This is a genomic window from Periweissella fabaria (assembly GCF_918814575.1).
Taxonomy (GTDB): domain Bacteria; phylum Bacillota; class Bacilli; order Lactobacillales; family Lactobacillaceae; genus Periweissella; species Periweissella fabaria.
In genome coordinates, this window is record NZ_CAKKNS010000003.1 from 159,975 (window position 1) to 183,897 (window position 23,923).

Genomic DNA, 23,923 nt, shown 5'->3' on the forward strand with positions numbered 1-23,923 from the left:
AATCAAGGTTAAAGGACTTTTGGCATCTATGCAATTAAATAGCTCGTAAAGGACTGGCTTGTTCTGGGTCAGTATCATATAGCTTAAAATCATGATTAACACCAATATCCCGGGCTTGCATCATTTGTTCAACCGTTAAATGAGCCAACACCTTTTGGTTGTTTTCTTTACTTAAGTGGCCTAAATAAATTTGCTTTGTTCGTTGACCTAATAAATCAATCGCTGCTAATGCACCATCTTCGTTAGATAAGTGCCCTTTATCACCTAAAATACGTTGTTTCAATGACCATGCATAACTACCCATCTCTAACATTTTAATATCATGATTTGTTTCCAGTAAATATCCATCAGCGTTAGCTAATGTCCCATGTAATCGATCGGAAAGATAACCAGTATCCGTTACAATAGCAAAGCTCTTACCGGCATGATGTAATTGATAAAATTGCGGATTAATTGCGTCATGTGAAACCGGGAAACTTTCAATATCAAGATCCCCTAATGTCATAATTTTGCCAGGTTCAAAAGCCATTTGTTGTTCTAAAGCGACTTTACCGATCTTTGGCCCCATCGCTTCCCACGTAGCGGCATTAGCATAGACTGGCATGCCATACTTACGTGCTAAAATACCAACACCTTTAATATGATCAACGTGTTCATGTGTTACAAACAAGGCATCAATATCGCTTAGTGACCGGCCAATTGAGGTCATTAATTCAGTTATTTTCTTACCAGATAAGCCTGCATCAACTAGAACTTTACGAGTCGGTGTTTCAATATAAGTTACATTACCTGAACTACCACTCGCTAGTACACTAACTTTCAGGGTATCGGTATTAAAAATGTCTGTCACTTAATCACTTCCTTCTCTTGTAGCTCATTTACAATATTAACTTTTTGTGGTGTATCTTTAACAATTGTTCCGGTGAAAGCATTAATACGCTTAATTCGCACATTATCACTGTTATTTGTTCGTAAACCGAAGAACCAAGTTGGCACATAAACGGTTGTATTATTGACATCTAATAATTTTGTGTAAGCCAATTTTGTCCATAAAACGGTTGTATTATTGGGAATTTGATTATATTGGTACAACCATGTCAGTGCTTTTTCTTCACTGATTGTTGGCGTCTTTTCCCGCAAAATTTTAGGTTGACTCACATATGTTTGTGTATAACCACTTACATAGCCATCATCATCCAACTTAAAATGCACTTCACCACTACTATCATACACCTTACCTGATGGCACAACTTGAACGTAGACAATCTCATGCTTATCCATTTGACTCAACTCTTCACTGAAGACGTATTCATCACCATGTAAAACATTTTGTGATCCCCTGATAAAATGATCTAACGTTCGTTGTGGATTATCAAAGTTCAATTTAAAACGCTTTTTATCACCAAGTTGTGCCGTTAAAGTTCGTGTTGAACTATTATAAGATGTTGAAAGTCCTCGTAAATTTTCCATATGCGCTGTAAATTCCGGTCCATCTTGGCCCGCAATATAAAAGCCCTCGCCAACTTTATCCGATGGTCGCTTAAAGCTAATGTCATCGCCTTGCATTTCTTTTAATACGGAAGTTGAACCCACCGTATCAACAGTATCAAATTGAATTCCTTGGTACCATTGCAATCCTAAAAAGACATCAATTGCCACAAAAATAAGTAAGAAAATCCACTGAATTCTTTTAAAGTCCACGTATCATCCCTACCTTTCTAATCTTTTTGCACCCATTGATCTAAACGCTTCCATTTATTACTAATTTCGATATACCAAACTGGACGTAAGTTAACAACCATATCCGAACTTGGATCCGTCTGCCATTCATAACCAATTTGCATATCTTCAATTTTACTAACACCTACTCCTACCGTAGCTAATTTTTGGATCACTTCTGGACTTGATTCTAATTTAACGGCGGCTTGATTATTAGGTAATGGCACTTGTAATGAATATTGCGAAAACATTGCATGTTCAGTTCCTGGATTTTCATAACTTAACCTAACAGTCCCATAACGAGTCTGATTAAAAATCGGAAAGCCCTCTACATAGGTGCGGTAAACAAAACTGTCGTTTGCATTATTAGTTTCAAAATATCGAGTATTATCAAGTGGCACCCCAATTGACAATAAATCATTGAATCCTTGCCGTAACGCATTGTTTAAACTCGTTCCGCCTTTAGTCCCACTAAAACTTTGATAATCAACGGCCCCAGTTTTATTATCAAAACTAACCCGGCGATTATTACCTTCTTCATATGACGTTGCGGCTGTTGTTTTACGTGTTTTGAAATTACCATTTGAACCATTATTGAATAATGCATTCAAAAATAAATGCTGGCTTTGCTTATTTTGTAAATATGAATATTGTTTTAAGCTGATTTCATTTGGATAATTTAACAAAACATGTTGGTGATATAGCTGCTCGGCTACTGGAATAGCAGTCTTGACTTGTTTGATTGTTTGCATGATAGCATTTGTATTACCTGCATTAATATCAATTTCGTAAATCGCAAAATTAGCATCATTTAATAAATATATTTTATCTAGTTGTTCACCCAACGGTACCAAAATTCGATTAAATTCAACATTCCCATTAATCGTTAATTGTTGGTTAAAAATATCATTTAAAAGACCACCCGCAATACTATCTGGATAATTTAAAATTACCGCATCTTCTTGATTTAACGTCTCCCCATATTCCTTGGCTGTTACCTTTTTAATTGGCTTAACTTTATCAAAATGCCAAACTTTCATATCTTTAATTACTTCATTGATAACATTAATTTTTTGATCAAATAATAATTTTTGATTTTGGTTACCATCTGTATGAATAATCTGAGATGGTGAGTAAATATCAGTTAATGCGCGGGCGGATAATTGCGCTGGCCCCGCTGAGGTCGTGTTTTCATTAGCATTTTTATTAAAATGTGCTGGATTAGTCCAAATAAGCCATGTAAAAGTCAGACTTATTATAATTACTAATACTAATGATGTTGGCAAAATATACTGGCTAAAAACACCAAATTTTTTGACAACGCGTGCATCTTTATTCGGCATCCCAGTCATCTCCTTCATCATATTTTTCAAAAGGTAATGAGATGTAGAAGGTTGAGCCTTTGCCTTCAACACTATCTACCCAAATTCGGCCACCAAGTAAGGTAACAACTTCTTTTGAAATCGCTAGTCCCAACCCTGTTCCACCTTGTTTACGTGAACGGGCCTTGTCAACACGGAAGAACCGATCAAAAATTTTAGCAATATCTTTACGTGGAATTCCCAATCCTTGATCCGTGACACTTAAAATTGCATAATTATTCGTTTGCAATAAGCGGACTGTAATTTCACTACCATCAGGTGAATATTTAATCGCATTGTTCATTAAATTATCAACAACTTGAGTAAACTTATCCGTATCTAATTCTACCCAAATGTCTTTTTCAGTAAATTCACGGACAATCCTATATTGCTTTTCTGGTTGATCATCTTTTTCGATAATCATATCAAATCGATTCAAAATATAATTAAGCAACTCATTTAAATTAACGTACTCTAGTTCCAACTTTGTGGTTCCTGAATCCATGCGTGACAACGCTAATAAATCATTAATCATCCGAATCATCCGCTGGGTTTCATCCTGTGTAACTTGTAAGAAACTAGGTGCAACTTCCGGATCTTTCCAAGCACCATCAACTAACGCATCAATATATGAACGCACTGACGTAAGGGGCGTCCGTAATTCATGAGATACGTTTGATACAAAGACCCGGCGTTCACGATCAATTTTTTCTTGCTCAGTAACGTCATGTAACACAATAACTAGCCCTGAAATAAAGCCTGATGCACGTTGAATCAAGCTAATATAGGCATGTAAAATCAGCTCGTGGTCAGTGCCAGAAAGGTCAAGCACTAGTTCTTCTTGAGTTTCTAATAATTGGCGTAATGAATATTGACCACGGATACTTAAAATATCTAAAATTGAATTACCAACCGCATCATCTAAGCTATCAATTCCTAACAAATTAAGGGCGCCTTCATTAATAATAGTTACAATCCCACGTCGATCAGTCGCAATAACCCCATCACTCATATGTGCAAGAACCGAATCCAACCGTCGCCGTTCAGATTCAGATGCTGCCGTTGATTCTTCAACCCGTTCAGACAAAACATTAACGGCTTGCGCCAATTGTCCTAATTCATCATTTCCATAAATCTTAACTTGTCCACTATAATCACCATCGGCAATCAAGCGGGTTTGCTGATTAATTTCTTCAATTGGCCGCGTAATCGCGCGAGAAATGACAATCGCCATGATAATTCCTAAAATAATGGCAACAACTGATGCATATAAGTAAATCTTAGTAATGCTATTAATACTTTGGTACACCGATTCCATGTTTGCCCGGACAACAGTGACTCCTACGACCGCACTGCGCCCATCTTGAACTGTGGTTATTGGTGTGGTGACAATCTCGTACCGTTGGCCATTGTCTACTTCAACAATATCTTTTTCATAACGTTGCTGTGATAATGCATTTTTAACATTATTATCCGTCGTCTTTTGGCCAACAATTTGTTGATTATTAACATCCGTTGTTCCACGAATCGTTCCTTTAGCATCAATAACACGGACTTCGGTTATATTTTGGTTATTGATATCTGCTAAAACCGCATGAATTTGACTATCAGCATTAGTTTGATTATTAAGCGTTAACTTTTGACCTAATGCCGGTACAATATATGTGGGTAAGGCAATTTGACTACTGAAATTTTTACGATTTTGTTGCTCCAATTGGTGCACAAAAAAAGCACCCACAAATTCTAATGTCACTAAGAGCATCAAAGCAAACACGAGTGCGATTTTAAAATGGATGGATTGGAATAATTTTAAAAAGCGTTGCACGGTTTCCCCTCCACACGTTATTCATTAGGCTAGCTAGCTAAATAACCGTGTCTTCTATTTAGTCTTCTTTATCATTATTACGTAAAAAGTACCCTACACCTCGGCGGGTTACTAACCAAACTGGATGACTAGGATTATCTTCAATTTTTTCACGTAAACGTCGGACCGTCACATCAACCGTACGAACATCACCAAAATAATCATAGCCCCAAACCGTTTGTAATAAATGTTCACGGGTCATAACTTGTCCAATATGTTGGGCTAGGTAATGTAACAATTCAAATTCACGATGTGTTAACTCGATATCTTCACCACGCTTAGACACAATATATGCCTCTGGATGAATTACTAGATCCCCAATCACAATATCAGAGCTACTAGTTTCTTCTTCTTCAACTGCCGCAGGTACGGCTACTTGACGCCGTAAATTTGCCTTAACACGTGCTACTAATTCACTATTTGAAAATGGCTTAGTAACATAATCATCAGCCCCCATTTCAAGGCCCACAACCTTATCGATTTCAGAATCTTTAGCTGAAACCATAATAACCGGAACCGTTGATTTGGCACGAATTTGCCGTAATACTTCTTTTCCTTCAAGTTCTGGTAGCATTTGATCCAGGAGTACTAAATCTGGCTTTTCTTCATCAAATATCGCTAATGCTTCAATACCATCATAAGCAGTTACGACATCAAAATTTTCTTTTGTTAATGTAAATTTTATAATATCGGAAATTGGGCGTTCATCATCTACAACTAGTATTTTACTCATCACAAATAGTCCTTCCAGTGTTATGGGGTCTTGTCACAGTTTTATTAAAATATTACAAGCATTTGTTCCCCATGAGTCTATAATTAGGTTAATTATAACATATAACATCAAATGCAAGTATTTTCATAATGGATGTTACGATTCTGCAATCGTTTTAAAATAATCCTTTCACAAAACATTTCCAATAAATCTTCAACTTTTACTTGCTTTGACTTGTTTTTCGTGATATTATATCTTTTGTTGTTATGAACGACTTTTGATATTTTGGACAGCTAGCTCAGCTGGCAGAGCAACGGACTCTTAATCCGTGGGTCCAGGGTTCGATCCCCTGGCTGTCCATTTCAACCATTATCGGTTGCATAATTTAATATTTTGGACAGCTAGCTCAGCTGGCAGAGCAACGGACTCTTAATCCGTGGGTCCAGGGTTCGATCCCCTGGCTGTCCATTCCAACCATTATCGGTTGTATAATTCAATATTTCGGACAGCTAGCTCAGCTGGCAGAGCAACGGACTCTTAATCCGTGGGTCCAGGGTTCGATCCCCTGGCTGTCCATAAGTCAAATATAGTGTGCATGTTGTTACTAAAGTAACCGTGGCCTTATTTCAAAAAAACCATCTGCATTAGCAGATGGTTTTTTTGTGCTCTATTAACCTTTAAAACATTTTTCCCATTCGGCCACTTTAAACCCGACTAAGATTTGGCCATCATCATTAATAACTAACGGCCGTTTAACGAGCATGCCATCAGTGGCCAATAAGTCAAGTTGCGTTGTTTCCGACATCGTGGGTAATTTATCTTTAAGCCCAAGGTCGCGATAAACTAAACCACTAGTATTAAAGAACCGTTTTAATGGTAATCCGCTTTGATGGTACCAGGTTGCTAATTCCGCACTCGTTGGGTTTTGTGTTTTAATATCGCGTTCTTGATAATCAATTCCGTTAGTAGCTAACCACTGCCGGGCTTTAGCACACGTACTACATTTTGAATAACAAATAAATAACATTTTCACCCTCCTTAAAATCGTACACCTATTATACCAAATTAAAAAAGCCAGCTGAAAATTCAGCTAGCTTTTTTAATTTAATTAATTGTATAGTGCTTCAACTTGTTTTTGAACTTCGTCGTGACCAACAAATTCATCATAAGTAGTTTCGGCACGTTCAACTATTCCCTTATCACTAACTTCAATGATATGATCCGCAATTGTTTGAATAAACTCACGGTCATGTGATGTGAAGATAATTGAACCCTTGTAATCAATCATCCCTTCATTCAATGAAGTAATTGATTCCAAGTCAAGGTGGTTAGTTGGGTCATCCATCAAAAGAACGTTGGTTTTAAGCAACATTAATTTTGATAACATAACCCGGACTTTTTCTCCCCCTGAAAGGACATTGATTTCTTTAGTAACATCATCCCCAGAGAATAACATCCGACCAAGCATTCCACGTAAGAAGGTATTATCACTTTCTTCCTTAGAAGCAAATTGACGTAACCAGTCAATAATAACGGCTTTAGGGTCGTCAAAGTTATCATTAATATCTTTTGACATGTATGAACGTTGTGTAGTCACACCCCAAGTTACCGTACCACTATCTGGTTCTAACTCACCAGCAAGGATTTGCATCAAAGTAGTTGTGGCAACATCCGAGCGGCTTAGCAAGGCAACTTTTTCACCTGGCTTAGCAACAAACGTAATGTTGTCCAAAATTTTCACACCATCAATTGTTTTTGAAACGTTATCGACACGGAGTAAGTCATTCCCAACTTCACGAGTCATTTCAAACTTAATCCATGGGTATTTACGAGTTGATGGTTGAATATCATCAAGCGTAATTTTTTCCAATTGCTTTTGACGCGAAGTAGCTTGCTTGGCTTTTGAAGCATTCGCACTAAAACGTGCCACGAATTCTTGCAATTCTTTGATTTTTTCTTCTTTTTTAGCATTAGCATTTGATTGCAAACGTGCAGCCAATTCACTTGATTGCTTCCAGAAGTCATAGTTACCAACAAAGAGCTTAATTTTACCGAAGTCAACATCAAGCATCATCGTCGCAACCGCGTTCAAGAAGTGACGGTCATGGGATACAACAATCACAATATTTGGATAGTCAGCTAAGAAGTTTTCTAACCAAGTAACTGTGTGGGTATCCAAACCATTAGTTGGTTCATCCAAAACCAAGATGTCAGGTGAACCAAATAAAGCTTGTGCCAATAAGACCTTAACTTTTTCTGATTCCGTTAATTCAGCCATCTTCTTATTGTGCATATCTTCAGGAATCCCGATTTGTTGCAAGAGTTGTGAGGCTTCAGATTCTGATTCCCAACCACCCATTTCAGCAAATTCCGCTTCTAATTCCCCGGCACGGATACCATCCGCATCAGTGAAATCTTCCTTCATGTAAATGGCATCTTTTTCCTTCATCACGTCATACAAGTGTTGGTGACCTTGGATAACCGTGTCTAAAACTTCAAATTCATCAAAGGCAAAGTGGTCTTGGTTCAAACTACTCATCCGTTCGTTGGCACCCATTGACACATTACCTGTCGTTGGTGATAACTTACCTTCTAAAACTTTTAAAAATGTTGATTTACCTGCCCCATTGGCACCAATCACACCATATGTGTTACCGGCAGTAAACTTAAGATTAACTTCATCATATAATTTGCGGCCAGAAAAACTGACACTAACGTTCGAAACAGTTAACAAATCTCATTCCTCCTATTTAAAGCTTGTCCCTAGTATTATAGCAGTGAAAAGTCACTTTGTGGGAAATAATATTTCTTCCTTTGGTTTTCTAAACCATTCCTACGAGATATTCTAACGTTGTCTGGCAAACAAAACCATACTTCTGATAGATATATTGCGCACGGACATTCTTTTTATCAACGGCTAGACTAATTGTTTTTAATCCTTGAATTTCTATCAACTGCATAACTTGGGCTAATGCTTGTTGGCCGTAACCTTTACCTTGGAGTTGTTTTTTAATTACATATCCAAATAAATATCCTGTAGTCGGCGTTGCTAATTCAATTGTCACAGACCCTATTATTTGTTGCTTCAATTCAAAAACGTACACCTTTAAATTAGGATCGCCAAAAGTTGCCTGTAAGTCATTGGTTACTTCTGCAAATTCATCATCAAACCCAGCTGCATGAATTTGAGCTAACACGTTAATATCATCAGGCGTAAGTTGTCGAACTGTTACCGCCATCGCTAACTTTGCTTCCCTATTTTGGGCGCTATTTTTTATGCACCATTGCATCAATGTTTCGGCCATATCGGTATCATGTTGCAACTTAAATTTAGCATCTAACCATGGCATTTTAACTAGTTGCTGTTGTTCTGTTTGAATAATCATTTCAACATATCCATAAGTACGACAAATTATTTTAGCTTGTTCAAATAATCCACGGCCAATTCCTTGTCGTCGCTGACTTGGAGCCACATATATCATTACATTGACATCAAAATCGGTTGCCGCATATAGACTAGCAAACCCAATTAAGTCTTGATCTTGATACGCTAAAATAAATGCCGGCATATCCGGATACAAATTAAACGTATTGGCTAAATACGGCATATCAAAAAGTTGGTCGTATTGCTGACAGTTGCTAATTAATTCAGTCGCGGCACCCTGTTGCTCAGCGGTTAACCGATTGGTTACTTTAAATTCCATCTTGCCTCTAATTTTTTTGTGGTAATTCATTAATAAATTTGACAGTTTGTGCAAAGGTTACTTGTGCTTTATCGGTAGCAAAATCAAATTGATATTCATGATTAACTGCTTCGTTTGCCGGAAAGAAACGTGACGTTACTGGTACGCCATGCTGTGTCAATTGGCTAACAAGTTCCTTACCTGATGATTCAAATGTGAAGCGATTACCATCAGTAATATATGATGCTGGAAATGCACTAGTCACTTTATTTGGTATTGATCCTTGAGCCACTAGAGTACTATTATTCCAGAAAAATTTGCCTGTCATTGACCAACCAATCGTATGCATAAACCATTTCATCAACCAATTTTTATTATCTTTGTCACCTTTCGTGATTAACTGAAAATCATATGGTCCACAATAGAGGACGGTCCCAGCAAGTTTTTTAACTGGTACGTTAACTTGTGATACGTCCTTGGCATACGTTGGGTTAGTTGCTAACGCGGCATATTGGGCGGCAATTTGGGCACCCGCTGAATCTCCACCAAGAATAATTTGTACTTTATTCGGGTCAAGGCCCCATTCAGCCGCATGTTTCTGGACAAATTGAAGTCCTTTGGCTAATTGTTGAACTTGTGTGGGATACTTCCCTTCAGGTGCCACAGTATAGTTTAACGCTACAAAGGTCACTTTCGTTTGACCAACTAAATCCGTCGCAAATTCCTTCATTCCCGACTTATCACCACCGATGAAGCCACCACCGTGCATCCAGACCACAATTTTATTATTAGCCCCCGTTTTAGGGTGGTAGATATCGGCTGTTTCATCTTTTTGTTGCCCATAATCAATGTTTGAGCTCATTTTTACATTTTGTTGATTCAAGGTATACATCTTATTGTTCGTAATTTTAACGGTGCCATTAAATGCACGGGCAAAAAAACTTGCACTCGGCTTTGGCGATACCGTCAACAATAACACCACCACAATTATTAACCCCGTAATAATAATGGCTAAAGTTTGTAAAATTCGCTTTAAAATCCGCATTTTAATTCTCCTCAAAAAAAGTAGAAATCATCATGGAATTGCCATCCATCTTGATTTCTACTTTTAATATACACTATTTAATGTAATGAATCTTTAACTAACTTAATTACCCGGTCACGTTCTTGTTCCGAAACAACCTCAAATGATTGTCCATCAATCATCTGGCCATGGCCCTGTAAATGGTCACTGACAACATCCTTAGAAGCATCTCGATAGTTTAATGCCATGTCACGTAGTTGCGTAAACTTTAAATTTGTCTGGACATTTTTACTCAATTCTTCCAATAATTTATCATTTGCTAATGTCGTTGGCTTAGCAACTTTTTTAATTAACGCCATAATAACTAAGCGTTGGCGTGTTTGACGCCCATAGTCACCTTGTGGATCTTCATGACGCATCCGTGAAAATTCAAGCGCTTTTTTACCATTCATATGGTATGTTTTCCCTTTTTTAAACTGATAACCCGCAAAATCAAATGTCAACGGCGATTTAACATCCACCCCACCAACTTTATTAATTAACTTTTCCAATCCCCCCATGTTAATCAATACATAGTAATCAACTGGGTTATCAACTAATTTTTGAACCGTATTCATGGCCGTTCCGGTTGAACCATATGCATACGCAGCATTAATTTTAATTTGACCTAATTGTGGATAGCCCGCAATCGGTGTCCGCGTATCACGAGGGATACTTATCAATGTTGTTTTCTTTTGCGTTGGATTTACCGTTGCTAAAATTAAGGTATCCGTCCGACCACGTTTAGTACGATTAAACGCCCCGGTATCAGTTCCTAATAATAAAACTGAAATGGGCTTACCATTTGCAATCTGATCATTGGCATCACGTAATTGGTTATTATGCGCATCTTTGTAACTGTCATTAACTAAATTTTGCGTCTTGATATAAGAATATGTCAAAAATCCCCCTACTCCTAAAATAACAATCACCACCAGAGTCGTTATTATTTTCCAAATTCGCTGCTTTTTCATTAATTAGCCCCACCTTCCTAATTTATTTATGCTTATTTTAGCATTATGTCTATACGATATGGAAATTATATTTTAATAAAAACTTTATAATATTAAATAAAATTTATTTAAGCTTTTTTCATTTTTGTTGATTTTATTGAAAAAATTTTATGTTTTTTTAGTAATTATGTATAAGTCACTTAAAAATATTATATAATTAAGAGGTAAAAATAATAATTGATTTGATTATCTTTTTTAACAAAAACACATATCAATATAAGGAAGGGTTAGACATGGCTGATTCAGTTTCAAAACCAATCTATCTTCAAACGATTCTCGAACTTACATATGGCCAGAATCGCGAACAAGTCGCAAATAATCAAATCGCGGAACATCTCCACGTAACGCCATCATCAGTTTCAAATATGATGGCTAAACTTCAAGAAAGTGGTGAAGTCGATGTTGAACCTTACTACGGTGTCACCTTAACACCAAAGGGACAACAATTAGCATTACGTTTAACTCGTATTCATCGGCTAATGGAAGTTTTCTTTTCCGAAAAATTGAATCTTTCGTCAACTCATGCGTATGCAAATGCTATTCATTTTGACCATCATGCCGACGAGATTCTTTTAACTGCGTTAGATGATTTCTTAAACCATCCTACAACATGTCCACATGGCTTACCTATCCCGGATGCTAACTATAATTGGGAAATTCCGCCACATCGTATTCTAAATACCTTACCCGATGGTACCGAATTTACAATTATTGGAGCTAACGAAGATGTCGAATTACTTGAGTATCTTGAACTGATGGGCGTCACAATTAATTCAACTTGGAAATTTATTGGCCGAATGCCCTTTTCTGGACCACTCGTCATTGAAAGTCTAAGTTCTGGCCAGCAAATTCAAATTTCTGACCATGCGGCGCATTATATTTACACAAATTAAAAAATCCAACCGTTAGGTTGGATTTTTTAATTTTTATTTAGTTAAATCAACCAAAATCTTAGCTTGTGACTTATCAGCGACTAGCGCATCAAAACCATCCGTAACGATTTTATCAAGTTCAATTTTCTTAGTGATAACTGGTTTAACATCGATTTGACCACTAGTTACCAAGTCAACTGTTTGTTGGAAAGTCTTCTTAGAGTAAGCAATCGTAGTCGTAAGTTTTACACCGGCATTCATCAATTGCATTGGATCAAATTGAATTGGGTGGGCAAAGATTGAAACGATAACCAATGTCCCCCGTGCCTTAGTAGCATCAATGGCTTGTGTAAATGTTGGTTGCACACCAGCAACTTCAAACGATACATCGACGCCACCAGGTACAAGTTCATGAATCTTTTCAATTGCGTTAACTTCAGCTGGGTTGATAACATCAGTGGCACCCATTTCAAGCGCTTTTTGTAACCGAACTTCAGATAAATCAACGGCAATAATTTTAGTTGCACCAGCCGCTTTAGCAGCTGCAGCCACTAACACACCGATTGGTCCAGCCCCAAAAATCGCCACAGTTTCACCAAACTTCAAGCCACCTTCTTTAACCGCTTGCACGGCAACGGCTGTTGGTTCGATAGTTGCAGCCAAGTCCAATGGGAAGTCTTCTGGCAAGTGGAGCAAGTTTTTAGCAGGTACGTTTACAAATGAAGTAAAACCACCATCTGTGCTCAAACCGATAAAGGCGTAGCCATCGTACACATCGTCGCCATCTGGGCGAACTTCGTGTGTTACAGTCGGGTTGATTGATACGTGATCACCAACTTTCCAGTCAGTTACATTCGCCCCAATTTTGTCAATAACTCCTGAAAATTCATGCCCCATTGTCAATGGCGCATGGCCACCAGTTAATTCTTCTGGTGCATCAACTGGAATGAAGACAGGCCCTTCCAAGTATTCGTGCAAATCTGAACCACAGATTCCGGCCCAAGCAACCCGCACGACAACTTCATCATCCTTTAAGGGTTTCAATTCCACGTCTTCAACTCGAACATCTTTAACACCATGCCATACAGCAGCCTTCATGATTAAATACCTCTTTTCAAATTACGTTAAATTTTTAGAAACTATCCTAAGGATTAGCCGCTTCACACAGTCAACTCTTATGCTTTCATAATACTACTTCACAAAATTAAAAACACTCTTTAACCACTAGTTATTTATAAGTTATTCTTTCTTTAGAAAACGCTTACAACAATTCACAAAATGCATTGCTTTTCTGCAGCTATCACGTTAGACTGGCCATAAATATGGAGGATGTCTTCGATGAAATTAGCTTATGATGCAACAACGTTAGCCACACTAATCAAAACACACCAAGTCACTAGTTTCGAACTAGTTGAACAAGCATTAGCCAAGATTAACGCCACTAATAAGACTTTGAATGCTGTGACGCATTTAAGGACCCAAGCAGCCCTCAATGAAGCACGGGCTTACGATCGGATAGCTAGTAAGCGGCCCTTTGCCGGTGTCCCTATCTTACTTAAAGATCTTGGGCAAGATTTGACGGGCCTTGCTAGTACTTCTGGTTCTAAGTTATTCAAAAATAACATTGCCCAAACAACGGACAACTTTGTCCAAGCGATTATTAATGCTGGCTTTATTATTCTGGGCAACACAAATACTCCTGAATTTGGTTTTAAAAACATTACCGATCCGATGCTCACAGGCCCCACCCGTAATCCTTGGAACCCTGCTTATTACTCGGGTGGTTCATCCGGGGGAGCTGCTAGTGCCGTAGCTGCTGATTTTGTTAGTATTGCTACCGCCAGTGATGGTGGTGGTTCAATTCGCATTCCGGCATCTTTTAGTGGGCTTATTGGACTAAAACCAACTCGTGGCCGGACACCAGTTGGCCCTAATGGTTGGCGTGGTTGGCAAGGTGCATCGATTAGTTTTGGCCTTACGCGCTCAATTAAAGACACAGCTAATTTACTTGATTGTCTTCAAACATACCAACCAGCCGCCCCATTTAGCACCCCACTTTTCACGGCAGGTTTTAGTAACATTTTAACTACCAAATTGCCAGCTAATTTCAGCGTTGCTTATAGCCTCAAGTCACCGGTTAATACACCGGTAAGTGATGCTGCAATTACAGCCGTTTTAACTGCTGTTGATTTTTTAAAGCATCACGGAATTACGACCGTTGAAATTGACAATCCCCTTGATGGTCCGACCATGATGGAAAGTTATTATATTGTTAATGGTGGTGAAACGGCTACAATGTTTGCTAATATTGAAGCTAGTCTTAACCGGCCATTGACCATCGATGACATGGAATTAACTACTTGGAGTATTTATCAAGCTGGTCTTCCATTAACAGCAGTGGATTACAGTACAACCCTAGCTACCTGGGATCATGCCAGTTTTATCATGGATAAGTTTTTACAAAAATATGATTTATTTTTGACCCCAACAACTGCCACAACCGCCCCCAAAATTACTGGCCAACCATTAATGTCTAGTGCTACTATTGATAAAATGTTGCATGTAACTAACCTTAATAAGCAAGCTCGCTTGGATTTGGTATCCGAATTTTTTGCTGATAGCTTAGCCCTAACACCCTTTACCCAACAAGCCAATTTAACTGGGCAACCCGCAATCAGCCTGCCAACTGCGATAGCCCCAAATGGGCTTCCTCTTGGCATTCAATTTACAGCCCGTAAAGGTCGTGAAGATTTATTATTGCAAATTGGGCAACTTTTTGAGTGCGAAAATCAATTTAATTTATTATATTCAAACAATATTTAATAATATTCGATTTTACATTTACCTTCTAAAAAGTTAAACTTGAACCTGTAACCTAAAAATTACCTTTTGGAGGCTATTTATGTATTTTAAACAAGCAACTACTACTGACTTCACTACTTTATTAACTGTCTTACAAGATGGTCGTGCACAACTCGCCGAAGCAGGGATTAACCAATGGCAAGGTGACTACCCTAATGTTGACCAAGTGAAAGCAGATATCGCCGCTGGAAACGCTTATGTGTTCAATGATGACACGCATGAAACTGTTGGAACTGTTACGGTGCAACCAGCACCTGATCATGTTTACGACAGTATGGATGGCGCTTGGCTTATCGATACCGATGCTTATTTAACAATCCACCGCTTGGCTATCCACTCTGATCATGCAGGTAATGGTTATGCAACAAAGCTTTTCACACAAGTAATTGAGCATATTATTACCGACCATCCTGAAATCAAGAGTCTTCGTGTTGACACACATGTCGATAATTTAGCCATGCAACGGATCATCACAACTAAGCTCGGCTTTGAAAAAGTTGGTAACTTAACTGGTATTTATCACCCTGAAGATAAGTGCTTTGTTTATGAAAAAGTTATCTAAACTTACTTAGCGAATGGTTAAAATATGCCTAAGTTTGAAACACCCTACTAAAGATGTTTCACATGAAACAGTTTCAATAACCATTAAAAAAGCAGGTTGCGTATTAACTTACGCAGCCTGCTTTTTGTATTTCTATACTAATTCTCGTAATTTGTGACGTTGGATTTTACCACTAGCAGTTGTTGGGAAATCGTTTACGGGTATAAACTCAACTGGCACTTTATAATGTGCTAAATGATTTCGACCAAATTCTTGTAACGCTTGTATATCTAGTGAATCATCACTAATTACAAATGCCACTGGAATCATCCCCCAGTCACTGTTGGATTTACCTACTACTGCAATATCTCGTATACCTGGATATTGACTATAAGCATGTTCCACTTCATCAGGGAAAATATTTTCTCCACCTGAAATAAACATATCATCTTGCCGGCCTTTAATAAATAAAAAACCTTCTGCATCTAAATAACCTAAATCACCCGTTTTATACCAACCATCATTAGTAATTTTACGGGCAAAATTTGCGGCTTGATTTAAATAGCCCCTCGTTAAATTTGGCGCCTTAATTTCAATCTCACCAATTCCTTGCTCGGGGTTAGCTAAACGTAACTGTACTGAAAAAAGTGGCTTCCCAACTGAACCAATCTTAGCACGAGCATCATCAAAGTTTAATGCCACAATCTGTGAGGCAGTTTCAGTCATCCCATATGATTGAATTACAGCAATATTTTGTTGCTCACAACGACTCAATGTCACTGGGTCAATTGGCCCACCCCCTAGTAAAAAGCACCGAAAGTTATCGTTATACCCCGCACTTGGGGCGACTGCTAACAAACGCTTTAACATCGTTGGTACAACTGACATAATGGCAATCGGTTCAGTTGTCAGACGTTTAGTAATCGCCACATCATCAAAGTGTGCTACTAAATCAACACCCATGCCATAAATTAAGCTACGCATCATAATCGATAGGCCACTGATATGAAACAATGGTACGGCACATAGCCATCGATCATGAGCTTGTAAGCCAAGATTCAATGCCGAGCCAATGGCTGAATAGAAGTGATTCTGATACGTTTGCAAAACACCATGTGGATTACCCGTCGTACCTGATGTATACATAATTGACGCCACATCATCCTCAGTAAATTCTGCTACGGGTGTAATTTCAATTGCTTGGTGGGCATGCAATTGTGATAATAAATACGTATTGCCGGTTAACTTAGACCATTCCGTAAAGTTACGACTTAAGTCATCGTCAACTAACAACGTTGCTACCCCAGCATCCTGTAACTGACGTTGTAGCTCATTATTAGCCAAGCGAAAATTTAAAAGGACTGGTTGTAATCCCAACTGTTGCACTGCCATAATAGTCATGTAACTAGCCGGCGTGTTTTTAGCTAAAATTGCAATGCGTTGGTTTTTAGTACCGATTAAAGCAGCCACCTGACCAGCAATTTTAATCACTGCCGTTTGTAAAGCTGTAAACGTCCAACTTTGATTTGCGACTGTTAAAGCGATTCGCTCAGGATTTAAACTCACCTGTTTTGTTAACCAATTTTGCAATTAATTGCCTCCAGTTGTTTATGGAAATTTAGGGAACTTAGAAAAGTCTGGCGTCCGTTTTTCATTAAATGCATCCCGACCTTCTTTGGCTTCGTCACTTGTGTAGTAAAGCATTGTTGCATCCCCAGCGAATTGTTGAAGACCAGCTAAACCATCAGTATCAGCATTCATGGCTGCTTTAATGAAACGAAGTGCTGTTGGTGATTTAGTAAGCATTTCATCACACCATTCTAATGTAGCTGTTTCCACTTCGGCCAATGGTACAACACGGTTAATCCAGTTCATTGCTAAAGCTTCTTCAGCCGTGTAGAAGTGATTTAAGAACCAAACTTCCTTAGCCCGCTTATGCCCAACGACACGCGCTAAGTAACCTGAACCGTAACCCGCATCAAAACTACCAACCTTTGGTCCAGTTTGACCAAACATTGCGTTATCAGCAGCCACAGTTAAGTCACAAACTAATTGTAAGATGTTCCCACCACCAACTGACCAGCCTTTAACCATTGCAACAACTGGCTTAGGAATAATCCGAATTAGGCGTTGTAAATCAAGCACGTTCAAACGGGCAATATCATCGGGACCAACGTATCCACCGTTACCACGAACTCCTTGGTCACCACCAGAACTAAAGGCTTTATCACCAGCTCCAGTAAGAATGATTGTTCCGATGGTTGCATCATCACGACAAATTGAGAAGGCTTCAATTAATTCGGCAATAGTTACTGGTGTAAACGCATTGTGGCGTTCTGGGCGGTTCATTGTTAATTTAGCAATGGCCCCCGTCCGTTCAAATAAAATTTCTGAATATTCTTTAACAGTTTCCCATTTACGTGTTTCCATTTTTCTTATCCTTTCACGTACAATAAATATATAAAACTACTACAGGAGTGTAACTTATGAATTTACTTGATCATTTAAACATCCAAATTGACGCCGTTGACGCTCAAAAGACTATCATATCTGTTACCGTTACAGATGCACTAAAACAACCTTACGGTATCGTACATGGCGGTATTAATGCGGTCTTGGCAGAAACAGCAGCTAGTCTAGCTGCCAACGCATTTGCACCTGCTGACTATGTTGCTGTTGGTGTCAATATCAATACAAATCATCTCCGACCGGTTGTAACTGGACAACTAGTTACAACGGCAACCCCCATTAGTTTGGGCCGTAACCTGCAAACTTGGAACGTTGAAATCAAGCAAATTCCAAGTAATAAACTAACGAGTACGAGTACCGTCACAACGATGTTACAAGTTAAACCTAAGCATGTTTAAGATATCACTCAATTTTAAATTACTATATCAATCTTATAAAATGTATTAGGCCAAATGCAAGCAAAATAACATTTATATCGTAATGTAATATTAATTACATGCCGAACGTAAAAGACTAGGATAAGTATTTAACTTACCCTAGTCTTTTACGTTACTGAATATATTGCGTTAAAAACATTAAAAATGGCACGATCACTAATGATAATACAGTCGTTTCAGTAACCATGATTGCTGCATAATCAACGTCAGCATCATATAAACTAGCAATAATTGGGGCGTTGGTCATTACCGGCATTGCTGATTGTAAAATAAAGACTTGTTTCATCAGTAAAGGTAACTTTGTTGGCCATAATAATAATGTCATTAAAATTGGCGCAATCACAAAACGACCAATAATAATCAAAATATTATCCCGCCGTAATTTCAGATTTCCTAGACCAGCATTAGCAACTGAGTAACCAATAAAAATCATCGATAGTGGGATTGTTAAGCCACCCAAATAACTAAGATCTTGATTGATAAATGCCGGTAATTGAATATGCAAAAGCACTAAAAGTACACCTAGCATAAAACCTAATAATGGTGGTGAAAAGATTTTGCCCAATGTTTTTTTCCAATCAAAAGTTACATCAACTTTACCATCGCGTTGAATTAAGTAAACTCCTAAGGTCCAGAAAATGGTCGTATTCGCCATATAATAAATCAGGATATATGGAATTGCTTTATCTCCAAACAATGCTTGATTGATTGGTAAGCCTACAAATACCGTATTTGAGTTAAAAAACATCGATGTAAATAAGCCCCGGCGAGACCGTCTAATTTGGAATACTTGTACCAATATCATTGCCAAAACCATTAACAACATCATCGAAATTACCGGAAAGCGTAAGTCCGGAATAATTGCTAATAGTTCATGTGCTTGAAATTTTTGCGTAATGGTGACAACCATATATGCTGGCAGTGATATTTGCGTTACTAGCCGAGTTAATAAGCGTGCTGATTTAGCATCAAACCAATTACGCTTAGTTAATATAAAACCGACCGCAATCATGATTAAAATAATCAACACCCCAGAAATTCCATGCAAAAAAACACTCATCAGTTGCCCCTAACGTTCTTTCATAATCTGAAATACAGCAAATAAGAATAGTTGTACTAAAACCATACAAAAGACAAAAGCAAGCATATCAGGTGTAACTGATTGTTTGATGGCTACTAATGTTCCATGAAAATTAGTAACTAAATCCGTCGTATTTAATCGTTTGTATCGACCCAAATATATTCCAACGGCTGACATAAATGACAATACTCCATAGAATAAAACTTGGATACTAAAATCAGGATTACGGACAAAGCGTTCAAAAACTAACGTCGCACTTCCTAAACCAAATAATACCCCAGAAAATATTCCTAATGCCAAAATTGAATAGTGGGCATACTGATATGCCGTTTGAATATTAGTACCAATAGCTGATAAATAAATAAAATCAGTAATCATATACATCGTATTCGGATAAAAGGCTAACCAAACTAGTCCTAGCAATCCGGCAATCCAATTATTTTTAATATGCTTAATTGCCAAACTAATATCAAACGGAATTAATGCTAATGTGACATTCACAATTAAAAACATATATTGATTCTTAGTTACATATAAAAAGCCTAAAAACATCGCTACCAATACATGTAGTAAAATAATTTGTGGTAATTCCTTTTTTAACAAATTGCTACCTCCTTGTGTTGTTCTATTGCCCTCTATCATACCGCGTCACGCCACGAAAAAAAAAGGATTTTTAACTTTATTACGTAATTTTTAGGTTGTAATTTATTAGAATTTTTATATTAAAAAAGCCAGTCAATTTTAAAAATTGACTGGCTAAAGTTAATTGTAAAGTATTTGATGAACTACCTGTTGTAAGTTTGGAATCACCGTCTCTTCAAACCATGGATTCTTTTTTAGCCAACGTTGATTTAACGGTGAAGGATGTACGATTGGAAAGTATTTTGGTTGATATTTTGCATAGTCATAGACCACTTGGGTCAATGTCTGCGAAGCTTTTAACTGTAAATAATAGCGTTGAGCATAGCTACCAACTAAAATAATTAGCTCTACACTAGGCATTAAGGCCATTAACTGAGGATGCCATTTAGCAGCAAATCCCTTTCGTGGCGGTAAATCACCACTCCTACCTTTACCGGGAAAATAAAAATCCATCGGTAAAACCGCAATTTTACCCGAATGATAGAATTCTTCATCAGTCAAGCCTAACCATTGCCGTAACCGTGTTCCACTTTTATCATGCCACACAAGCTGACTATCTTGAGCTTTTTGCCCGGGGGCCTGCCCTATGATAATAATTTTGGCTTGTGGACTTACAAAGTATAACGGATCAATACCTACTTTTGTGTATACATAATTTTCAGAATCATTTTTAATTGCAGTAAAAATATCGCCAAATGTTGCCACCATCATCCACCTACTTTCATTGCTGTGCTACTAAGCTTACTATAACACTTTACCTAATGATTAATTCAATTAGTTATTTTCAAAAATAAGTTATACCATAATGTAATTACCTACATACGCAATTATTATCAATTTAATTGCGCAATTTGCTGACCAAAAGTCGTATCGGTGTAATTATCAATGGCCTCTTGTAATGCTTGCAAATGTAAATTCGCACCAAATGTATTAATCCCTGGTTGTAACTTTAGGCCTTCGTGTAAATTTTTAAGTACTAACGGAGTAAAACCAAAGTCAGTCACAATTTGCTGCACTTGTAAGACCGCTTGTTTATTATCACCTGCTAGGGCTAATGCTTTTGGTTGTTCACATTGAGGCTTAAAGATGATTGATTCATCTAACAAGTCATGATAACCCATATGATTAAATGCCTTAACCACCTGACTATCTTTAAAATAATTTTGAACTAATTCACTAGTTCCAATCTGTGGGTCGTTAAAATCATCGCGCTTACCGTCAACTTCCCACCAATAATTCATCGCATCCAAAACTAATTTACCAGCCAAGCTACTAGCTCCCAGTTGTTTAAACTTACTTAATGGTAACGCTAAGATGATGACGTCATTATTGGCTAGCACTTCGGCACTAGTCATTGGCTCAGCGCCGGGTGCTAACACCATCATCGTTAAAGCAATTTTTTCCGGTGAACCTGAACCGGCAATATCAACTTGATAGCCAGCTTTAAGCGCAATTTGGGCTAATACAACGCCTAATTTACCGGCCCCAATGATCCCAATTTGCTTAGTCATTGGCGTCCTCTGCTAAAATAGACCGAACTTGCGGAATAACTTCGTTTGCATATAGTTCAATTGTCCGTTGCCGTTCCGCAATTGTTTGATTCCCAGCACTATAAACCAAATCAAAACGTTTTACGCCAAGACTTTTAATGGCCCGAGCGATTTTTTTAGCGACCGTAGTTGGTGAACCAACGTAGTATGATCCATTTTCAATTTCATTTTCAAATCGTTCCCGTGTCATTGGTGCCCAACCGCGATCACGACCAATTCGATCCATTGATACCCGAATTGAACGCCATGCTAATTCGCGTGCTTCTTCATCCGTGGCTGCAATTACCCCATGTGAGTGCATCCCCACTGGGTGAACTGGGGTTCCTAATTGTTCAGTCGCTTTTTCATATAAGCGCATGTAAGGCTTAAATCGTTCGGGTGAACCGCCGATAATAGCTAACATAACTGGTAAGCCATAACGGGCAGCCCGAATAATTGATTCTGGTGAACCACCCACACCTACAAATGTATCTAAATGGCCACTTTCAGTTTTAGGATAAACGTCCGCATTTTGTAATGGTGCCCGCGTTTTTCCTTGCCAAGTAACTGGTTTTTCAGTTAATAACTGGCTAAATAAATTAATTTTTTCTTCGAATAACACATCATAATCATTTAAGTCAAACCCAAATAATGGGAATGATTCAGTAAAGGATCCGCGTCCTAACATAACTTGCGCACGGCCATTTGATAAGGCATCTAACGTTGAAAAACGTTGGAAAACTCGCACTGGATCATCTGAGCTTAACACCGTTACCCCTGTTGATAGTTTAATTTTTTCTGTTTGGGTCGCAATAGCTGCTAAAACCATTTCCGGACTTGAAATTGCAAAATCTTCACGGTGGTGTTCACCTAAAGCAATAATATCAACACCTAATTGGTCTGCCAAAACTCCTTCAGCCACTACTTGGCGAATTGCTTGGGCATCTGATAATAGCTCACCATTATCATTAGCTGGGATATCTCCAAAAGTATCTAGTCCAAATAAAACCTTTTCCATATTATTTCCTCTTCTATATACACTTATTTTTAGTAAGTATATCATAAAGATTACTTTTAGCAAATCACTTCCAATTCGATTATTTAAAATCACAATTTATTTGCAGTATCACAAGTAAAACAATTATACTAAGGTTACTAATTGATAATAAAGATGAGGTTAATAAGATGAAAAAATTTGCATTAACAATTCCCATTATTTTAATAAGCTTAACTCTCGCTGCTTGTGGACAAACTAAATCCGCTGACAAAGCAAGCCAATCTAGCGATACTAGTAGCTCAAGCACTGTAAGTTCAAGTGCTACGCATTCAAATACTAGCAGTAGCCACAGTTCAAGTACTTCAGCTCAAAATAGTAGTTCTGCAAGTAGCAGCAAAGCCGCTAGTAAAGAAGCTGCTGTTAGTCTAGCAAGTAGCACTAGTCGCCTAGGCCAGTTAAATCATAAATTACAAACAAATCTAGGCAATATTGCCTTACCACAAGCTGATGGTCTCACAAATGGTAGTGCTAATTTGAATATTCGCTACACTGGGGATGCTAACAATTATCAAATTTTCTACAGCGTTGGTAATCAACCACGTGAGTTTAATGCCGCCGTGCTTAGTAAAGAAAATCCCTATGCAATCTTACAAAAAGAAACCTTTGCATCTAATGCGCAAGCGGCAGAAAAAATTAACCACATCGATGCTGATGCTAATAAAGGTTTACCCGCCACTGATTTAGGTAGTGGTATTACTGGTCATTCTGAAATGGGAGCTGGTAATATTCACTTAGTATGGAACGAAGGCAACTGGTCATTATCAGTTCATGCCATTAATATTGAAAACCAAGATCCAAAACCAATGGCTAAACAAATTGTTCAGCTATTGAACACTTACCGCTTACCTGCACCAAACCAATATGGTCAAATTCAATTTGATGTTAATATTATTCCTGGTGATCGTAACCAAATCATCAAATGGCAAGAACAAAATATTGTGTACACGATTACGGCCCATGATCCAACAACTGCAATTAAACTTGCTGCTAGTATCAAATAACGTAGCCCCACATCTAA

23 protein-coding genes and 3 tRNA genes are annotated in these 23,923 nt (G+C 37.9%); 8 read left to right on the forward strand and 18 right to left on the reverse strand.

Annotated features, from left to right (window positions below):
- Positions 1-34: 34 nt before the first annotated feature.
- Genes LQZ75_RS04825 through yycF form a run of 5 tightly spaced genes read right to left on the reverse strand, consistent with a single transcriptional unit; the run spans position 35 to position 5,677 of the window.
- Positions 35-850 carry an MBL fold metallo-hydrolase gene (locus LQZ75_RS04825; protein WP_230096705.1) on the reverse strand — a complete coding sequence of 272 codons (816 nt, stop codon included), beginning with the start codon at positions 848-850 and terminating at the stop codon, positions 35-37.
- On the reverse strand, positions 847-1,701 hold the full coding sequence (locus tag LQZ75_RS04830; protein ID WP_230096706.1) for a two-component system regulatory protein YycI: 855 nt from the start codon (positions 1,699-1,701) through the stop codon (positions 847-849). The genes LQZ75_RS04825 and LQZ75_RS04830 overlap by 4 nt, the downstream gene beginning before the upstream one ends.
- Before the next feature lie 17 nt (positions 1,702-1,718).
- Positions 1,719-3,062, reverse strand: coding sequence for a YycH family regulatory protein (locus LQZ75_RS04835; protein ID WP_230096707.1), 1,344 nt, complete (start codon positions 3,060-3,062; stop codon positions 1,719-1,721).
- Positions 3,052-4,905 (reverse strand): cell wall metabolism sensor histidine kinase WalK, encoded by a 1,854-nt coding sequence (gene walK / locus LQZ75_RS04840; protein WP_230096708.1) that lies wholly within the window; start codon positions 4,903-4,905, stop codon positions 3,052-3,054. Before walK ends, LQZ75_RS04835 begins: the two co-directional genes overlap by 11 nt.
- Positions 4,906-4,963: 58 nt before the next feature.
- On the reverse strand, positions 4,964-5,677 hold the full coding sequence (gene yycF / locus LQZ75_RS04845) for a response regulator YycF (protein ID WP_230096709.1): 714 nt from the start codon (positions 5,675-5,677) through the stop codon (positions 4,964-4,966).
- Between the two features lie 266 nt (positions 5,678-5,943).
- Between yycF and LQZ75_RS04850 the strand changes: the two genes are divergently transcribed.
- The 3 genes from LQZ75_RS04850 (at position 5,944) to LQZ75_RS04860 (ending at position 6,232) form a co-directional block, all read left to right on the forward strand.
- Positions 5,944-6,016, forward strand: a tRNA-Lys gene (locus LQZ75_RS04850).
- A 35-nt stretch (positions 6,017-6,051) separates the two neighbouring features.
- A tRNA-Lys gene (locus LQZ75_RS04855) sits at positions 6,052-6,124 on the forward strand.
- Positions 6,125-6,159: 35 nt separating this feature from the next.
- Positions 6,160-6,232, forward strand: a tRNA-Lys gene (locus LQZ75_RS04860).
- Positions 6,233-6,326: 94 nt separating this feature from the next.
- Here the strand turns inward: LQZ75_RS04860 and LQZ75_RS04865 are convergent.
- The 5 genes from LQZ75_RS04865 to LQZ75_RS04885 form a co-directional block, all read right to left on the reverse strand.
- Positions 6,327-6,683 carry an arsenate reductase family protein gene (locus LQZ75_RS04865; protein ID WP_230096710.1) on the reverse strand — a complete coding sequence of 119 codons (357 nt, stop codon included), beginning with the start codon at positions 6,681-6,683 and terminating at the stop codon, positions 6,327-6,329.
- Positions 6,684-6,764: 81 nt separating this feature from the next.
- Entirely contained in the window at positions 6,765-8,390 is a 1,626-nt protein-coding gene (locus tag LQZ75_RS04870; RefSeq protein ID WP_230096711.1) for an ABC-F family ATP-binding cassette domain-containing protein, read from the reverse strand.
- 88 nt (positions 8,391-8,478) lie between these two features.
- Complete coding sequence (locus tag LQZ75_RS04875) at positions 8,479-9,360, reverse strand: GNAT family N-acetyltransferase (RefSeq protein ID WP_230096712.1); 882 nt, start codon at positions 9,358-9,360, stop codon at positions 8,479-8,481.
- A 7-nt stretch (positions 9,361-9,367) separates the two neighbouring features.
- Positions 9,368-10,384 carry an alpha/beta hydrolase gene (locus tag LQZ75_RS04880; protein ID WP_230096713.1) on the reverse strand — a complete coding sequence of 339 codons (1,017 nt, stop codon included), beginning with the start codon at positions 10,382-10,384 and terminating at the stop codon, positions 9,368-9,370.
- Between the two features lie 77 nt (positions 10,385-10,461).
- The gene (locus LQZ75_RS04885) at positions 10,462-11,376 is read right to left on the reverse strand and encodes an LCP family protein (protein ID WP_230096714.1); all 915 of its coding nucleotides are present in this window, start codon (positions 11,374-11,376) and stop codon (positions 10,462-10,464) included.
- 272 nt (positions 11,377-11,648) lie between these two features.
- On the opposite strand from LQZ75_RS04885, the gene LQZ75_RS04890 reads away from it, so the two are divergent.
- Entirely contained in the window at positions 11,649-12,308 is a 660-nt protein-coding gene (locus LQZ75_RS04890; protein ID WP_230096715.1) for a metal-dependent transcriptional regulator, read from the forward strand.
- Between the two features lie 33 nt (positions 12,309-12,341).
- Here LQZ75_RS04890 and LQZ75_RS04895 read toward each other — a convergent pair whose 3' ends face one another.
- Positions 12,342-13,385, reverse strand: coding sequence for a 2,3-butanediol dehydrogenase (locus LQZ75_RS04895; protein WP_230096716.1), 1,044 nt, complete (start codon positions 13,383-13,385; stop codon positions 12,342-12,344).
- A 240-nt stretch (positions 13,386-13,625) separates the two neighbouring features.
- Between LQZ75_RS04895 and LQZ75_RS04900 the strand changes: the two genes are divergently transcribed.
- On the forward strand, positions 13,626-15,110 hold the full coding sequence (locus LQZ75_RS04900; protein ID WP_230096717.1) for an amidase: 1,485 nt from the start codon (positions 13,626-13,628) through the stop codon (positions 15,108-15,110).
- 79 nt (positions 15,111-15,189) lie between these two features.
- Positions 15,190-15,711 (forward strand): GNAT family N-acetyltransferase, encoded by a 522-nt coding sequence (locus LQZ75_RS04905; protein WP_230096718.1) that lies wholly within the window; start codon positions 15,190-15,192, stop codon positions 15,709-15,711.
- A 132-nt stretch (positions 15,712-15,843) separates the two neighbouring features.
- On the opposite strand, the gene LQZ75_RS04910 is transcribed toward LQZ75_RS04905, so the two are convergent.
- Positions 15,844-17,280 (reverse strand): o-succinylbenzoate--CoA ligase, encoded by a 1,437-nt coding sequence (locus LQZ75_RS04910; protein ID WP_230096719.1) that lies wholly within the window; start codon positions 17,278-17,280, stop codon positions 15,844-15,846.
- Positions 17,281-17,298: 18 nt separating this feature from the next.
- On the reverse strand, positions 17,299-18,120 hold the full coding sequence (menB, locus tag LQZ75_RS04915; protein ID WP_168721909.1) for a 1,4-dihydroxy-2-naphthoyl-CoA synthase: 822 nt from the start codon (positions 18,118-18,120) through the stop codon (positions 17,299-17,301).
- A 56-nt stretch (positions 18,121-18,176) separates the two neighbouring features.
- On the opposite strand from menB, the gene LQZ75_RS04920 reads away from it, so the two are divergent.
- The gene (locus LQZ75_RS04920) at positions 18,177-18,557 is read left to right on the forward strand and encodes a PaaI family thioesterase (protein ID WP_230096720.1); all 381 of its coding nucleotides are present in this window, start codon (positions 18,177-18,179) and stop codon (positions 18,555-18,557) included.
- A gap of 151 nt (positions 18,558-18,708) precedes the next feature.
- On the opposite strand, the gene LQZ75_RS04925 is transcribed toward LQZ75_RS04920, so the two are convergent.
- The 5 genes from LQZ75_RS04925 to LQZ75_RS04945 form a co-directional block, all read right to left on the reverse strand.
- Entirely contained in the window at positions 18,709-19,656 is a 948-nt protein-coding gene (locus LQZ75_RS04925) for an AEC family transporter (RefSeq protein WP_230096721.1), read from the reverse strand.
- A gap of 9 nt (positions 19,657-19,665) precedes the next feature.
- Positions 19,666-20,280: a DUF1361 domain-containing protein gene (locus tag LQZ75_RS04930; RefSeq protein WP_230096722.1), complete on the reverse strand. Its 615-nt coding sequence runs from the start codon at positions 20,278-20,280 to the stop codon at positions 19,666-19,668.
- A gap of 159 nt (positions 20,281-20,439) precedes the next feature.
- Positions 20,440-21,027: a uracil-DNA glycosylase family protein gene (locus tag LQZ75_RS04935; RefSeq protein ID WP_230096743.1), complete on the reverse strand. Its 588-nt coding sequence runs from the start codon at positions 21,025-21,027 to the stop codon at positions 20,440-20,442.
- 125 nt (positions 21,028-21,152) lie between these two features.
- Complete coding sequence (locus LQZ75_RS04940) at positions 21,153-21,830, reverse strand: NADPH-dependent F420 reductase (RefSeq protein WP_230096723.1); 678 nt, start codon at positions 21,828-21,830, stop codon at positions 21,153-21,155.
- A complete protein-coding gene (locus LQZ75_RS04945; RefSeq protein ID WP_230096724.1) occupies positions 21,823-22,866 on the reverse strand; it encodes an LLM class flavin-dependent oxidoreductase in 1,044 nt (347 codons plus the stop codon). Before LQZ75_RS04945 ends, LQZ75_RS04940 begins: the two co-directional genes overlap by 8 nt.
- A 167-nt stretch (positions 22,867-23,033) precedes the next feature.
- On the opposite strand from LQZ75_RS04945, the gene LQZ75_RS04950 reads away from it, so the two are divergent.
- Positions 23,034-23,906, forward strand: coding sequence for a hypothetical protein (locus tag LQZ75_RS04950; protein WP_230096725.1), 873 nt, complete (start codon positions 23,034-23,036; stop codon positions 23,904-23,906).
- Positions 23,907-23,923 lie beyond the last annotated feature (17 nt).

Coding starts and splice junctions, on each gene's coding strand:
- LQZ75_RS04900 (WP_230096717.1), top strand. CDS start 13,626: ATGAAATTAGCTTATGATGCAACAACGTTAGCCACACTAATCAAAACA.
- LQZ75_RS04835 (WP_230096707.1), bottom strand. CDS start 3,062: ATGCCGAATAAAGATGCACGCGTTGTCAAAAAATTTGGTGTTTTTAGC.
- LQZ75_RS04925 (WP_230096721.1), bottom strand. CDS start 19,656: ATGAGTGTTTTTTTGCATGGAATTTCTGGGGTGTTGATTATTTTAATC.
- LQZ75_RS04940 (WP_230096723.1), bottom strand. CDS start 21,830: ATGACTAAGCAAATTGGGATCATTGGGGCCGGTAAATTAGGCGTTGTA.
- LQZ75_RS04945 (WP_230096724.1), bottom strand. CDS start 22,866: ATGGAAAAGGTTTTATTTGGACTAGATACTTTTGGAGATATCCCAGCT.
- LQZ75_RS04880 (WP_230096713.1), bottom strand. CDS start 10,384: ATGCGGATTTTAAAGCGAATTTTACAAACTTTAGCCATTATTATTACG.
- LQZ75_RS04890 (WP_230096715.1), top strand. CDS start 11,649: ATGGCTGATTCAGTTTCAAAACCAATCTATCTTCAAACGATTCTCGAA.
- LQZ75_RS04895 (WP_230096716.1), bottom strand. CDS start 13,385: ATGAAGGCTGCTGTATGGCATGGTGTTAAAGATGTTCGAGTTGAAGAC.
- menB (WP_168721909.1), bottom strand. CDS start 18,120: ATGGAAACACGTAAATGGGAAACTGTTAAAGAATATTCAGAAATTTTA.
- LQZ75_RS04935 (WP_230096743.1), bottom strand. CDS start 21,027: ATGGTGGCAACATTTGGCGATATTTTTACTGCAATTAAAAATGATTCT.
- LQZ75_RS04885 (WP_230096714.1), bottom strand. CDS start 11,376: ATGAAAAAGCAGCGAATTTGGAAAATAATAACGACTCTGGTGGTGATT.
- yycF (WP_230096709.1), bottom strand. CDS start 5,677: ATGAGTAAAATACTAGTTGTAGATGATGAACGCCCAATTTCCGATATT.
- LQZ75_RS04950 (WP_230096725.1), top strand. CDS start 23,034: ATGAAAAAATTTGCATTAACAATTCCCATTATTTTAATAAGCTTAACT.
- LQZ75_RS04875 (WP_230096712.1), bottom strand. CDS start 9,360: ATGGAATTTAAAGTAACCAATCGGTTAACCGCTGAGCAACAGGGTGCC.
- LQZ75_RS04920 (WP_230096720.1), top strand. CDS start 18,177: ATGAATTTACTTGATCATTTAAACATCCAAATTGACGCCGTTGACGCT.
- LQZ75_RS04865 (WP_230096710.1), bottom strand. CDS start 6,683: ATGTTATTTATTTGTTATTCAAAATGTAGTACGTGTGCTAAAGCCCGG.
- LQZ75_RS04905 (WP_230096718.1), top strand. CDS start 15,190: ATGTATTTTAAACAAGCAACTACTACTGACTTCACTACTTTATTAACT.